The organism is Arthrobacter sp. OAP107, assembly GCF_040546765.1.
Taxonomy (GTDB): domain Bacteria; phylum Actinomycetota; class Actinomycetes; order Actinomycetales; family Micrococcaceae; genus Arthrobacter.
Genome location: NZ_JBEPOK010000001.1, coordinates 3,416,555 through 3,429,862, shown reverse-complemented (window position 1 = coordinate 3,429,862; position 13,308 = coordinate 3,416,555). Strand labels below are relative to the sequence as shown.

The following is a 13,308-nucleotide window of genomic DNA, read 5'->3' as shown; positions in this document are numbered from 1 at the left end:
GGATGTCGGCTTTCCGTACGCACGGCCGCGGACACCTGAACGGGCCGGTCGTCGTTATTGGCACCGGCCTGCTCGGCACCAGCATCGGCCTCGGCCTGCGCGGCCGCGGCGTTGCCGTGTACCTGTCGGATCCGTCGCCCACCAACCAGGCAGTCGCCGTCGACATCGGCGCCGGGCTTCCGCTGGCGGCCATGGGGGACGAAAGTCCTGAACTGGTTGTGGTCGCATCGCCGCCGGACGTGACGGCAGATGTTGTGGAAGGGGCGCTGACAGACTACCCGGACGCCACCGTCGTCGACATTGCCAGCGTCAAGGCTGCGATCCTGCAGGACCTGCGCAACCGTGGTGCGGACCTCAGCCGTTACGTGGGCACCCACCCCATGGCCGGGCGCGAGAAGTCCGGCCCGGTTGCGGCCCGGGGCGAGCTCTTCACTTCCATGCCGTGGGTCGTGTGCCCCACCGAGGAGTCCTCCGCCGGAGCCGTCCAGGCTGCGCGGGCGCTGGCCACCGACCTCGGTGCCCTCGTTTCGCAGTTCACGGCCGAGGAACATGACGGGGCCGTGGCCCTGGTCTCCCACCTGCCGCAGGTGATGTCCTCGCTTCTGGCGACCCGGCTGCAGGACACCCCGATGCACGCCCTCTCCCTCGCGGGGAACGGGCTGCGCGACACCACCCGCATCGCCGCCAGCGACCCCACTTTGTGGGTCCAGATCCTGGGTGCGAATGCCGGCAAGGTGGTGGAGATCCTTTACGGTGTGCGTGATGACCTCAACCGGCTGATCGGAACCCTGGAAGACCCCGCGGCCGCCGGTGCCCGCCTTGACCTGGCGCAGCTGATGAGCGAAGGCAACGCCGGGCAGGCCCGGATCCCGGGCAAGCACGGCGGACCGCCGCAGGCATATTCCTGGCTCACCGTGCTCGTGGACGACAGGCCCGGCCAGATCGCCAGGCTGCTGACCGAGATCGGCGAGATTGGGGTCAACCTCGAGGATCTCCGCCTGGACCACTCCTCAGGACAGAATGTGGGCATGGTGGAGATCTCCGTGCTGCCGAGCGCGCATGACCTCCTCGTAGAAGCACTAAGCGACCGTGGATGGCGGGTACTGCAGTAATGACACAGGAACTGACCGAAACTTTGCCTGCCCTCCGGCTGGGCCGCCCGCTCGTGGTGGCCATTGACGGGCCGTCCGGCTCCGGAAAGTCCAGCGTCAGCAAGGAAGTGGCCCGCCGCCTCAGCCTTGCCTACCTGGACACCGGCGCCATGTACCGGGCCCTCACCTGGTACTGCCTCGACCGCGGAACGGACCTCGCTGACGCCTCCGCCGTCGAGCTGGCTGCCGAAGAACTGCCGCTGGACATCAGCACCAGTCCGCACACCGAGTTTGTGCGGGTCGATGGCACAGACGTTACCGACGCCATCAGGGAACCGGCCATCTCCTCGGCCGTCAGTGCCGTCGCCACCACGCTCGGTGCCCGGACCGAACTCATCCGCCGCCAGCGTGCGCTGATCGAAAAGCACAACCGCCGCATGGTGGTGGAGGGCCGTGACATCACCACCGTCGTCGCCCCGGCTGCCCAGGTCCGCATGCTCCTGACGGCCAGCGAGGAGGCGCGGCTCCGCCGCCGCGGCATCCAGCTCGGCGGAACGCAGAGCGCCGAGCAGCTGGCTGCCCAGGTGACGCAGCGGGACGCGAAGGACTCCACCGTGGTCAACTTCACCCAGGCGGCGGACGGCGTGGTGACACTGGATTCCTCCGAGCTGGATTTCGAGGAAACCGTGGCAGCCGCGCTGCGCATCGTCACCAAGGTCATCAACCATGAGTGATACCGCCAGGACACCGGTCGCCCGGACGCCGGGAACCGGAGTTCCGAGCCCCCGGGTTCCGGGGACCGCTCTCCCGGGTGCGTGGACCATGGGGTGGAGCCGGCCCGTCGGCCGGTTCCTGAACAACAATGTCTACCGCACCTCCGTCACCGGCCGCTCCAACGTTCCGCCCGCTGGCCCGGTGATTTTCGCAGGAAACCACATCAGCTTCCTCGACGGGCCCGTCATGTTCGGCGCCTCGCCCCGGCCCATGCACATCCTCGTAAAAAAGGAGATGTTCAAGGGCTTCCTCGGCCGCATCCTGAGGGCGTCGGGCCAGCTTCCGGTTGACAGGGCAGGGGACCGATCGGTCCTGCAGCTCAGCAAGGACCTGCTCGACGCCGGCCGCTGCATCGGGATTTTGCCCGAGGGAACCCGCGGGAGCGGCACCGCAACGGGCATCAGCAACGGGGTGGCATGGCTCGCCCTGAACTCCGATGCCGTCGTGGTGCCGGTGGCCATCCTGGGCACACGGCAGGGCGGCGAACACCTGGACAGCATCCCCAAACCCGGCCGCCGGCTGCACGTCAGCTTTGGCCAACCCCTTTCACTCCGCCGGAATCCGGGTGAAACGGGGCGTGCTTCAATGGACAGGGCGGCCACGGAAATCCGCGACACCCTGGCCGCGCACGTCCGGAACACCGTCCGGCTCAGCGGGCTGTCATTGCCCTCAGCGGATCATCCGCACCAACGTTCCACCGCAGTAGCCGGACAGCCGGCAGACCACCATTAAGGAAAGTGCAATGAGCGATACGACTCAAACTTCCGGCCACTCCGGCGCCGGCGAAGACGAATACACGCCCACCGGCACCGACCAGGTGGCGGAACATCTGGCGGCCATGGACGACGACGAGGCGGAGCTCCGCGCCGCTTCCCTCCGCGCCGGTCTGGACGACTATGAACTCGACGAGGAAGACGCCGCGCTCCTCAGCGGCCTGCATGACGAGGACGAGCTCGAGAGCCCGCTCAAGCTGGACCCCGTGCTCGCCATCATCGGCCGCCCGAACGTCGGCAAGTCCACCCTTGTGAACCGCATCCTCGGCCGCCGGGAAGCCGTCGTGGAGGACACCCCCGGCGTGACCCGCGACCGAGTCATGTACTCGGCGAACTGGAACGGCCGGAACTTCACCCTGGTGGATACCGGCGGCTGGGAACACGATGCCCGCGGCATCCACGCCCGGGTGGCGGAACAGGCCGAAATGGCCGTGGAGCTGGCGGACGCCGTGCTGTTCGTCGTCGACTCGGCCGTCGGGGCAACCGCCACCGACGAGGCTGTCGTGAAGATGCTCCGCCGGAGCAAGAAGCCGGTCATCCTCGTGGCCAACAAGGTGGACGACTTCGCCCAGGAAGCCGACTCCGCAGTCCTGTGGGGCCTGGGCTTCGGCGAGCCGTACCCCGTCTCCGCGCTCCACGGCCGCGGCGTGGCCGACCTGCTGGACCACGTCATGGACACCCTTCCGGAGTTCTCCACGGTCGAGGGCGTCGAACGCTCCGGCGGCCCGCGCCGGATCGCCCTGATCGGACGCCCCAACGTGGGCAAGTCCTCGCTGCTGAACAAGCTGGCCGGCTCCGAACGTGTGGTGGTGGACAACACCGCCGGCACCACCCGCGACCCGGTTGACGAGTTCATCGAGCTCGGCGGCCAGACCTGGCGCTTTGTGGACACCGCCGGCATCCGCCGGCGCCAGCACATGGCGCAGGGCGCCGACTTCTATGCCTCCCTGCGGACCCAGAGTGCGCTGGAAAAGGCGGAGGTCGCCGTCGTTCTTCTTGCTGTTGACGAAGTGCTCAGCGAACAGGACGTCCGCATCCTGCAGCTGGCCATCGAATCGGGGCGTGCCCTGGTGCTCGCGTTCAACAAATGGGACCTTCTCGACGACGAACGCCGGCGGTACCTGGAACGCGAAATCGAGCAGGACCTGGCCCACGTGGAGTGGGCGCCGCGCGTCAACATTTCCGCCAAGACCGGCTGGCACAAGGACCGCCTGGTGCCGGCGCTGGAGCTGGCGCTGGAAAACTGGGACCGGCGCATTCCCACCGGACGGCTCAATGCCTTCCTGGGCGAGCTGGTGGCGGCACACCCGCACCCGGTCCGCGGCGGCAAGCAGCCCCGCATCCTCTTCGGCACGCAGGCCTCCAGCCGGCCGCCGAAATTCGTCCTGTTCACCACGGGATTCCTGGACCCCGGCTACCGCCGGTTCATCACCCGCCGCCTGCGGGAAACCTTTGGCTTCGAGGGGACACCCATTGAAGTCAGCATGCGTGTGCGTGAAAAGCGCGGCAAGAAGCGTTAATTACGACACACCGGGCGGCGAATGCCGGAAAGTGTCACTGGCACCCTCCGGAATCGTGTAAGCTCTTCTAGGTGGTTCGGCCGGACTGCTTAGATGAAATTCTTCGGAACATCATCTGGCGGAGAACGGCGGAACTGACGGGCTGTAGCGCAGCTTGGTAGCGCACTTGACTGGGGGTCAAGGGGTCGCAGGTTCAAATCCTGTCAGCCCGACCGCAACAAAACCCCGCCAACCCAACAGGGTTGGCGGGGTTTTTTGTTGCCCGCACGACGGCGGCACGTGCTTTCCGGGGCAGGTGCTGCTCGGGCGGCAACGTGCTACTTGAGGAAACGTGAAGTTCTGCGGTCGGCCAGGATCTTTCCGTTGGTCTGGCAGGTGGGGCAGTACTGCAGCGCGGTGTCTGCGAAGGACACCTCGCGGACTGTGTCCCCGCAGACCGGGCACAGCTCACCGGCGCGGCCATGCACATTCATGCCGCTCCGTTTCGCATCCTTGAGGTCGGCCGGTGCCTTCCCCTGGGCCTGGGCCACGGCGGCTCCGAGAACGCTGTGGATGGCGTCGTACAGGATCCCGACCTTCGCCGGCTCCAGGGAATTGGCCATGGCGAACGGGGAGATTTTCGCTGCGTGCAGGATTTCGTCGCTGTAGGCGTTTCCGATGCCGGCGATGACACTTTGGCTGCGCAGCACACCTTTGATCTGGTGCGGGTGCCCGGCCAGGATCTCGGCGAACATCTCGCGGCTGAACGCGGGGATCAGCGGATCCGGGCCCAGCTCGGCGATGCCGGGAACGTCGCCGGGCTTGCGCACCACGTAGACGGCCAGGCCCTTCTTGGTGCCGGCCTCGGTCAGGTCGATGCCCATCTTCCCGCCGTCCGCCCCGGCAAAGTGCAGGCGGGCCGCGATGGGACCCTTTCCGGGCCGGAGCGGATCCGGCGAGGGTTTTTCGGTGAAACGGACCCAGCCCGCCCTGGCGAGGTGGAAGACGAAATAGAGGCCGTCGGCGTCGAGGCTGACGAACTTCCCGAACCGCTCCACGCCGGTGACGGTCCGGCCCGCGAGAGCCGTGTAGGGCGGGTCGGCCGTCTTGAGTACGGCCACGGACAGCACCTGCAGTTTCTCCAGCACCGCGCCGCGCAGCCGCGTGTCGAGGAACGTGCTCAGTGCGGCCACCTCGGGTAGTTCCGGCATGGCACCACTTTGCCACACGGTGTACCGGATTGGGCGGTTCCCGGGGGCATAATGGCACATCCGGCGGCCCCGGACTTGTGCATATACTTTCAACCGGTGGCTGTTCCCTACGCCTCCGTTGACATTGGTGATTGACCCGATGAAAGGCCCCTGATGAGCAACATTCCCTCTGATCTGTCCTACACCGCCGAACACGAATGGGTGACAGCACCGAACGCCGATGGTGTGGTCCGCGTGGGGATCACCGACTTCGCCCAGGACGCCCTCGGGGATGTCGTCTACGCCCAGATGCCCGAAGTTGGCACCACTGTTAAGGCAAACGACGTCGTGGGTGAGGTTGAATCCACCAAGAGCGTCTCCGACATTTACGCGCCTGTCTCCGGCGAGATCGTGGCCCGCAACGAGTCACTGGACACCGATTCGGCACTCATCAACTCCGATCCGTACGGCGACGGCTGGCTCATCGAGGTCAAGCTCGCCGAACCTGATGCAGTGGATTCCCTGCTCAGTGCATCGGAGTACGAACAACAGGTAGGCTAAAGCTAACCGGTCCCGCTGCCCGGCCACAGGAGTCCCGCAATGGAGTCCAAAGGCCGGACGGCGGGCGGCATACCGGGGCTGCCAGGCAGTTCCGGACGGTACGCGTTGATTGCAGGGGGACATCTGCAACGAAGGAGGAAGAATCCATGGTTGGCGGCGAACAGAACCACACCCACGGCGATTACGGCACAGGTGCGGGCAGGGCTTCGGAAACCACCTCGATCAACCTCACTCCGGTTCGTGAAGAGCCCACGATCGTACCCAAGCTCTCTCCGGAGGAACGCTCTGCCGTTGAGGCACTGCCCTCCGGCTCCGCCCTGCTCGTGGCCCACAGCGGGCCGAACTCGGGTGCCCGCTTCCTCCTTGACTCCGATGTCACCACGGCCGGGCGGCACCCGGACGCCGACATTTTCCTCGACGACGTGACGGTCTCCCGCCGCCACGTCGAGTTCCGCCGCACGCCGCGGAGCTTCGAGGTGGTGGACACCGGAAGCCTGAACGGCACCTACGTCAACCATGACCGCGTGGACAGCGTGGAACTGAGGTCCGGAAACGAAGTCCAGATTGGCAAGTTCCGCCTCACCTTCTACCTGAGCCCTGCCCGCGCAGCAGGACGCGTCTGATTCGGAGCGGCTGCCTGTGGCAATGGCACAACCGGAGCGCCGGGGACCGCTGGTCCTGAACATCGGGGAAGTGCTCGCTCAGCTGAGCGATGACTTTCCGAGCATGACGGCGTCAAAAATCAGGTTCCTTGAGGAAAAAGGGCTCATCAATCCCCGGCGTACACCCGCGGGCTACCGGCAGTACTCGGACAGCGACGTCGAGCGGCTGCGCTTCGTCCTGTCGCTGCAGCGTGACCAGTACCTGCCGCTGAAGGTCATCAAGGACTACCTTGACGCCATCGACCGGGGCGAGCGGCCCGAGAACCTTCCGCCCGGGGTTACTGTCTCCCCGCGGATCGTCTCGGACGAACTTGCCGCGGAACTGCAGAACAAGGCACGCAGGCTCAGCGAGGAGCAGCTGCGCGCAGAGTCGGGGGCCAGCGTGCCCCTGCTGCAGTCCCTGCTTAGCTTCGGCCTCATCGGGCACACTGACGGCAAGTTCGACGAGCACGCACTCCAGGTGGCCCGCGCCTGCGTCCAGTTGGAGAGCCACGGCCTGGAGCCCCGGCACCTCCGGCCCTTCCAGGCGGCCGCGGAGCGCGAGTTCGGACTCGTGGAACGCGCCGTAGCCACCCTCACCTCGCGCAGGGACGCTGCGTCGCAGGCCCGCGCGGCGGAAGCCGCCCGGGAAATCAGCGACCTTTGCCTCACCCTGCACCGGGCGCTTGTCCAGGACCGTATCTCGCGGATGGAAATCTGATGATCGAAGTCGAGATTGTGGGCGTCCGCATCGAACTGCCCTCCAACCAGCCCCTGGTTCTGCTCCGCGAGATGCACGGGGAACGGCACGTTCCCATCTGGATCGGGACTCCCGAGGCAAGCGCCATCGCGCTGGCCCAGCAGGGCGTGGTGCCGCCGCGGCCCATGACGCACGACCTTCTGGTTGATGTCGTGGAGACCCTTGGACATTCCGTGGTCAGCGTGAACATCGTGGCTGTGGAGGACAACATCTTCTACGGCCAGCTCCAGTTCGACAACGGGGCCACGGTGAGCTCGCGGGCGTCGGACGCCCTGGCCATCGCACTGCGTGCCAAATGCCGCATCTGGTGCGCTGACTCCGTCATGGACGAGGCCGGTGTGCGCATCACCGAGCACGATGAAGGCGAGGACACGGAGCCCGGGCCCACCGTGGAGGAAGAGCGCGAGCTGCGCCGGTTCCGGGAGTTCCTGGACGACGTCGAGCCCGAGGATTTCGACGGCTAAGGTCACGTTAAGGTTAAAGTTAAGGCTGAAACTTTCGACACGCCCCACTAATCATGCGAACGTCTTTGACCTTGGGCCGTGGCAGGCCTAACGTCGAAGGTACCAAGTTCCCATTGCATACGACAGCGGCGCAAGTCACACTGGAAAGTGCTACTCCGGCCGAATTACAAGCATGAATTTCATTTGGACTTCATGCGCGTAGCAGCTGTTGCGGCAACTTCCTCAGGGGAGCTCATGACAAGGAGGATCCACGTGAGTCCGAAAGGCGAAGCAGGCGAGCTGAAGCAACCCTCGACGGCCGGCGTTGCCGTGCCCGCGAGCGGTGCTCAGGGCCTTCTCTTCACTGAGGATCTCCCGGTTCTGGACGAGGACGCCGGCTACCGCGGGCCCACCGCCTGCAAGGCCGCCGGCATCACCTACCGGCAGCTCGACTACTGGGCCCGTACCGGCCTGGTGGAGCCTGCAGTCCGCGGCGCAGCGGGCTCCGGTTCGCAGCGGCTCTACGGTTTCCGCGACATCCTGGTGCTGAAGGTCGTCAAGCGCCTCCTGGACACGGGCGTATCGCTGCAGCAGATCCGCAGCGCCGTGGAGCACCTCCGTGAACGCGGGGTCGAGGACCTGGCCCAGATCACCCTCATGAGCGATGGTGCCAGCGGTCTACGAATGCACGTCCGCGGACGAGGTCATCGATCTCGTGCAGGGAGGCCAGGGCGTTTTCGGCATCGCCGTCGGCCGCGTGTGGCGCGAAGTCGAGGGGAGCCTCGCCTCGCTGCCCAGCGAGCACGCCGGCGAACAGACATTCCCGGACGATGAACTCAGCAAGCGCCGCGCTGCGCGCAAGATCGGCTAGCAGACTTAAGCAGAAGGCCGCCTCCCGTTGGGGAGGCGGCCTTCACGCGTTCAGCGGGACTGGCAAAAGCTATTAGCGGGCTACCCGGCTGCGGCTGGTCTTAGTGGTGGCCATGAGGTTTTCCAGCAGCGTGTCGTAGAGCCCGGCTGCGGCCTTGGCGGAGTCGCCGGGCCAGTGGTGGACGGAGTGCGCCGCACCCTGGATCTGCTGCCAGTTGGCCTGCTCCGGGATGTGCGGGGCCAGCAGGAGGTCGCCGAACATGGCCTGCATCTCGGCGAGCCGGAAAGCGTGCTCGGAGGACCCGGAGCGCACCCGGTTGGCCACAATGCCGGCGGGGGAGAGGTTCGGCGCGAATTCCTGCCGGAACAGTTGGATGGCCCGCATGGTGCGTTCGGTGCCGGCCACGGAGAAGAGCCCGGGCTCGGCCACCAGCGCCACCTTGGTGCTCGCGGACCAGGCCATGCGCGTGAGGCCGTTCAGGGACGGCGGGCAGTCCACCAGGATGAGCTCGTAAGTATTCGTGCCGGCGAGCACCGCGGACAGCCTGCGCAGATCGCGCTTGCCGAGGTCGGGCCGGTCGTAGATGCCGGTGTAGGCGGACCCGACGGCGACATCGAGCACCGCCGGACCGGAACCGTTGACGACCATCCGGCTGATCCAGCCGCTGGGCACCACGTTCCCGGCGATGTTGGCCTTGCGCGGATTCTTCAGCATCCTGCCGATGTCCAGCTTGTCGCTGGGCTGCACCCCGAGGGCTGTGGTGGCGTCGGCATGGGGATCGAGGTCAACTACGAGGGTTGGGATACCTGCGGCCAGTGCCGCAGACGCCAGTCCGGTTGTAACGGATGTCTTGCCGACACCGCCCTTGAGGCTGCTGATGCTGACTACTTGCACTTGATAAACCAATACCTAACGCCGGTTGCCGTGTTGGGGTACGTTCCGTTCCGGTGCTGCCGGATGGTGCTGCAGGAACAGGGGCAGGCTTCCGCCGCCCCAATCATCATATGTTGACCTTGGCCGGAATCCCTTCTTATCGGGATCCGGGCATGCCTCGCAGTAAATATGGGCCCGGCAGTGAATATGGCCCGGACATGACGGATAATTCTGTGATGGTAGACACAATGATTTGTGTTTCGTCCGGCCCGTCTTACACACTGTGACCACTTACCGATACCACCCGCAATGATGCAGGAGAAGTATGTTTTCCAAGATTCTGGTGGCCAACCGCGGAGAAATCGCAATCCGTGCTTTCCGCGCTGGCTACGAACTGGGCGCCAAGACAGTCGCTGTGTTCCCCAATGAGGACCGTAACTCGATCCACCGCCAGAAGGCCGATGAGGCGTATCTGATTGGCGAAGAGGGACACCCCGTCCGCGCCTACCTGGACGTTGACGAGGTGGTTCGCGTTGCCAAGGAGTCCGGTGCGGACGCCATCTACCCCGGCTACGGCTTCCTCTCCGAGAACCCCGACCTCGCGCGTGCCGCCAAGGCCGCAGGGATCACCTTCGTGGGTCCGCCCGCGGAGGTCCTGGAACTCGCCGGCAACAAGGTGGCAGCTTTGGAGGCCGCCCGGAAGGCCGGCGTCCCTGTGCTGAAGTCGAGCGCGCCGTCGAAGGACCTCGACGAGCTCCTCGCCGCCGCGGATGAGATCGGTTTCCCCATCTTTGCCAAGGCCGTGGCAGGCGGCGGCGGGCGCGGCATGCGCCGCGTCGACACCCGCGAGGCCTTGCCGGAGGCTCTGCAGTCCGCCATGCGCGAAGCCGATGCGGCCTTCGGTGACCCCACCATGTTCCTTGAGCAGGCCGTGCTGCGTCCGCGCCACATCGAGGTCCAGATCCTGGCCGACGCCGAGGGCAACGTCATGCACCTCTTCGAGCGTGACTGTTCCATCCAGCGCCGCCACCAGAAGGTCATCGAGATCGCCCCGGCCCCCAACCTGGACGAAGGTATCCGCCAGGCCCTGTACCGGGATGCCGTGAAGTTCGCCAAGGCCCTGAACTACGTCAACGCCGGAACGGTCGAGTTCCTGGTGGACACCGTGGGCGAACGCGCCGGCCAGCACGTCTTCATCGAAATGAACCCCCGCATCCAGGTGGAGCACACCGTCACGGAAGAGGTCACCGACGTCGACCTCGTCCAGGCCCAGATGCGCATCGCCGCCGGCGAGACCCTGGCCGACCTGGGCCTGTCCCAGGAGACCGTCTTCCTCAAGGGCGCCGCGCTGCAGAGCCGCATCACCACCGAGGACCCGGCCAACGGCTTCCGGCCCGACGTCGGAAAGATCACCGGCTACCGCTCCGCCGGCGGTGCCGGCGTAAGGCTCGACGGCGGTACCGTCTACTCGGGTGCCGAGATCAGCCCGCACTTCGACTCGATGCTGGTGAAGCTCACCTGCCGCGGCCGGGACTACCCCGCCGCCGTTGCCAGGGCGCGCCGGGCACTGGCGGAATTCCGTATCCGCGGTGTCTCCACCAACATCTCCTTCCTGCAGGCCGTCCTTGACGACGCCGACTTCATCGCCGGCAACGTGGCCACGTCCTTCATCGACGAACGGCCCGAACTGCTGAAGGCGCGCGTCTCCGCCGACCGCGGCACCAAGCTGCTGACGTGGCTCGCGGAGGTCACCGTGAACAAGCCGAACGGCGAACTTCCGGTCCACAGCGACCCGGCGGACAAGCTCCCGTCAGTCAAGGGCATCGAAGCCCGCCCCGGCTCCCGCCAGCGACTGCTGGAACTCGGGCCGGAGGGCTTCGCCAAGGCGCTGCGCGAGCAGACGGCCGTGGCCGTCACGGACACCACTTTCCGCGACGCCCACCAGTCCCTGCTGGCCACCCGCGTCCGCACCAGGGACCTGCTGGCCGCCGCACCCGCGGTCTCCACCCTCCTGCCGGATCTGCTGTCCGTTGAGGCCTGGGGCGGCGCTACCTACGATGTCGCCCTGCGCTTCCTCGGCGAGGATCCCTGGGACCGGCTCGCCGCGCTCCGCAAGGCCCTGCCGAACGTCTGCCTGCAGATGCTGCTCCGCGGCCGGAACACCGTGGGCTACACCCCGTATCCCGAGGAAGTGACCGAGGCTTTCGTCAACGAGGCAGCGGCCACGGGCATCGACATCTTCCGCATCTTCGATGCGCTGAACGACGTCAGCCAGATGGCACCTGCCATTCGCGCCGTCCGGGCCACCGGCACCGCCGTCGCCGAGGTGGCACTGTGCTACACGGGCGACATGCTGGACCCGGACGAGACGCTCTACACGCTGGACTACTACCTGGGCCTCGCGGACAGGATCGTTGAAGCGGGCGCCCACATCCTCGCCATCAAGGACATGGCGGGCCTGCTGCGTCCGGCTGCCGCCGCGAAGCTCGTCTCGGCGCTGCGGGAACGCTTCGACCTTCCGGTTCACCTCCACACCCACGACACCGCCGGCGGCCAGCTCGCCACGCTGCTCGCGGCAGTCGATGCAGGCGTGGACGCCGTGGACGTCGCCTCGGCCTCCCTGGCCGGCACCACGAGCCAGCCGTCGGCGTCGGCCCTGGTTGCCGCCCTGGCCCACACGGAACGTGACACCGGGCTCAGCCTGGCCGCCGTCAGCTCCCTCGAACCGTACTGGGAAGCCGTGCGCAGGGTCTACGCTCCCTTCGAGTCGGGCCTGCCGGGCCCGACCGGCCGCGTCTACCAGCACGAAATCCCGGGCGGGCAGCTGTCCAACCTCCGCCAGCAGGCCATCGCGCTGGGCCTGGGCGAGCGCTTCGAGGCGATCGAGGACATGTACACCGCAGCCGACCGGATCCTTGGCCACCTGGTCAAGGTGACCCCGTCGTCCAAGGTGGTGGGCGACCTCGCCCTGCACCTCGTGGGCCTGAACGCAGACCCGGCCGACTTCAACGAGAACCCGCAGAACTACGACATCCCGGACTCCGTTATCGGCTTCCTGTCCGGTGAGCTGGGCGATCCTCCGGGAGGCTGGCCGGAACCGTTCCGCACCAAGGCCCTCCAGGGCCGCAGCATCAAGGTGCGCGATGCCGAGCTGAGTGCCGAGGACAGCGCCGCTCTCCGCGGTGACTCCAAGACCCGCCAGCAGACGCTGAACCGGCTGCTCTTCGCCGGCCCCACCAAGGACTACCTCAAGAGCAGGGAGACGTACGGCAACGTTTCAGTCCTGGACACCCGTGACTACCTCTACGGCCTGCAGCGCGGCGAGGAGCACGTAATCCAGCTCGAAAAGGGTGTGCGCCTCATCGCGTCCCTGGAAGCTGTGTCCGAGCCCGATGAGAAGGGCATGCGCACGGTCATGTGCACACTGAACGGTCAGTCCCGCCCGGTCTCGGTGCGCGACAAGTCCGTCGTCAGCAACGTGAAGACGGCCGAGAAGGCTGACCCGTCCATCCCGGGCCACGTCGCCGCTCCCTTCGCGGGCGCCGTGACGGTCACCGTCAAGGCGGGCGATACCGTCAACGCAGGCGACACCATTGCCACCATCGAGGCGATGAAGATGGAGGCATCCATCACGACGCCGGTGGGCGGCAAGGTGACGCGGCTGGCCATTTCCGCTGTGGAACAGGTCCAGGGTGGCGACCTGCTGATCGTTGTCGAATAAACGCGGCAGGCTACCGCATAACTGCCCGCAGGGTGGCCCGTGGCCGCCCTGCGGGTAGGGTGGAAAACAGAAAAAGGTAGTGGGGACGGCGCCAAGCCGCCCCCACAGCCA

11 protein-coding genes, 1 tRNA gene and 1 pseudogene are annotated in these 13,308 nt (G+C 66.5%); 11 read left to right on the top strand and 2 right to left on the bottom strand.

Annotated elements, in window-relative coordinates; translation table 11 throughout:
• The first annotated feature begins 2 nt into the window (after positions 1-2).
• From ABIE00_RS15785 to ABIE00_RS15765, 5 genes are all read left to right on the top strand, one after another.
• Positions 3-1,112 (top strand): prephenate dehydrogenase, encoded by a 1,110-nt coding sequence (locus ABIE00_RS15785; protein WP_354261711.1) that lies wholly within the window; start codon positions 3-5, stop codon positions 1,110-1,112.
• On the top strand, positions 1,112-1,825 hold the full coding sequence (cmk, locus tag ABIE00_RS15780; protein ID WP_331573575.1) for a (d)CMP kinase: 714 nt from the start codon (positions 1,112-1,114) through the stop codon (positions 1,823-1,825). The genes ABIE00_RS15785 and cmk overlap by 1 nt, the downstream gene beginning before the upstream one ends.
• 88 nt (positions 1,826-1,913) lie before the next feature.
• Entirely contained in the window at positions 1,914-2,597 is a 684-nt protein-coding gene (locus ABIE00_RS15775; protein ID WP_354263381.1) for a lysophospholipid acyltransferase family protein, read from the top strand.
• Positions 2,598-2,607: 10 nt separating this feature from the next.
• Positions 2,608-4,158 carry a ribosome biogenesis GTPase Der gene (gene der / locus ABIE00_RS15770; protein WP_354261710.1) on the top strand — a complete coding sequence of 517 codons (1,551 nt, stop codon included), beginning with the start codon at positions 2,608-2,610 and terminating at the stop codon, positions 4,156-4,158.
• A gap of 138 nt (positions 4,159-4,296) precedes the next feature.
• A tRNA-Pro gene (locus ABIE00_RS15765) sits at positions 4,297-4,370 on the top strand.
• Positions 4,371-4,475: 105 nt separating this feature from the next.
• On the opposite strand, the gene ABIE00_RS15760 is transcribed toward ABIE00_RS15765, so the two are convergent.
• A complete protein-coding gene (locus tag ABIE00_RS15760; protein WP_354261709.1) occupies positions 4,476-5,348 on the bottom strand; it encodes an Fpg/Nei family DNA glycosylase in 873 nt (290 codons plus the stop codon).
• Between the two features lie 153 nt (positions 5,349-5,501).
• Between ABIE00_RS15760 and gcvH the strand changes: the two genes are divergently transcribed.
• From gcvH to ABIE00_RS15735, 5 genes and pseudogenes are all read left to right on the top strand, one after another.
• Positions 5,502-5,888, top strand: a complete 387-nt coding sequence (gene gcvH / locus ABIE00_RS15755; protein ID WP_331573569.1) for a glycine cleavage system protein GcvH — start codon at positions 5,502-5,504, stop codon at positions 5,886-5,888.
• A gap of 146 nt (positions 5,889-6,034) precedes the next feature.
• A complete protein-coding gene (locus ABIE00_RS15750) occupies positions 6,035-6,511 on the top strand; it encodes an FHA domain-containing protein (protein WP_331573567.1) in 477 nt (158 codons plus the stop codon).
• A gap of 22 nt (positions 6,512-6,533) precedes the next feature.
• Complete coding sequence (gene ftsR / locus ABIE00_RS15745) at positions 6,534-7,250, top strand: transcriptional regulator FtsR (RefSeq protein WP_043418625.1); 717 nt, start codon at positions 6,534-6,536, stop codon at positions 7,248-7,250.
• The gene (locus ABIE00_RS15740) at positions 7,250-7,753 is read left to right on the top strand and encodes a bifunctional nuclease family protein (RefSeq protein WP_076798054.1); all 504 of its coding nucleotides are present in this window, start codon (positions 7,250-7,252) and stop codon (positions 7,751-7,753) included. The genes ftsR and ABIE00_RS15740 overlap by 1 nt, the downstream gene beginning before the upstream one ends.
• A gap of 252 nt (positions 7,754-8,005) precedes the next feature.
• A pseudogene (locus ABIE00_RS15735) lies at positions 8,006-8,603 on the top strand (MerR family transcriptional regulator).
• A gap of 72 nt (positions 8,604-8,675) precedes the next feature.
• Here ABIE00_RS15735 and ABIE00_RS15730 read toward each other — a convergent pair.
• Positions 8,676-9,497, bottom strand: coding sequence for a ParA family protein (locus tag ABIE00_RS15730; RefSeq protein ID WP_354261708.1), 822 nt, complete (start codon positions 9,495-9,497; stop codon positions 8,676-8,678).
• A 304-nt stretch (positions 9,498-9,801) separates the two neighbouring features.
• On the opposite strand from ABIE00_RS15730, the gene ABIE00_RS15725 reads away from it, so the two are divergent.
• Positions 9,802-13,197: a pyruvate carboxylase gene (locus tag ABIE00_RS15725; protein WP_354261707.1), complete on the top strand. Its 3,396-nt coding sequence runs from the start codon at positions 9,802-9,804 to the stop codon at positions 13,195-13,197.
• The last annotated feature ends 111 nt before the right edge of the window (positions 13,198-13,308 follow it).

Excerpts from the sequence above, each read along its gene's own strand:
- ABIE00_RS15785 (WP_354261711.1), top strand. The coding sequence starts at position 3 with ATGTCGGCTTTCCGTACGCACGGCCGCGGACACCTGAACGGGCCGGTC.
- cmk (WP_331573575.1), top strand. The coding sequence starts at position 1,112 with ATGACACAGGAACTGACCGAAACTTTGCCTGCCCTCCGGCTGGGCCGC.
- ABIE00_RS15775 (WP_354263381.1), top strand. The coding sequence starts at position 1,914 with ATGGGGTGGAGCCGGCCCGTCGGCCGGTTCCTGAACAACAATGTCTAC.
- der (WP_354261710.1), top strand. The coding sequence starts at position 2,608 with ATGAGCGATACGACTCAAACTTCCGGCCACTCCGGCGCCGGCGAAGAC.
- ABIE00_RS15760 (WP_354261709.1), bottom strand. The coding sequence starts at position 5,348 with ATGCCGGAACTACCCGAGGTGGCCGCACTGAGCACGTTCCTCGACACG.
- gcvH (WP_331573569.1), top strand. The coding sequence starts at position 5,502 with ATGAGCAACATTCCCTCTGATCTGTCCTACACCGCCGAACACGAATGG.
- ABIE00_RS15750 (WP_331573567.1), top strand. The coding sequence starts at position 6,035 with ATGGTTGGCGGCGAACAGAACCACACCCACGGCGATTACGGCACAGGT.
- ftsR (WP_043418625.1), top strand. The coding sequence starts at position 6,534 with ATGGCACAACCGGAGCGCCGGGGACCGCTGGTCCTGAACATCGGGGAA.
- ABIE00_RS15740 (WP_076798054.1), top strand. The coding sequence starts at position 7,250 with ATGATCGAAGTCGAGATTGTGGGCGTCCGCATCGAACTGCCCTCCAAC.
- ABIE00_RS15725 (WP_354261707.1), top strand. The coding sequence starts at position 9,802 with ATGTTTTCCAAGATTCTGGTGGCCAACCGCGGAGAAATCGCAATCCGT.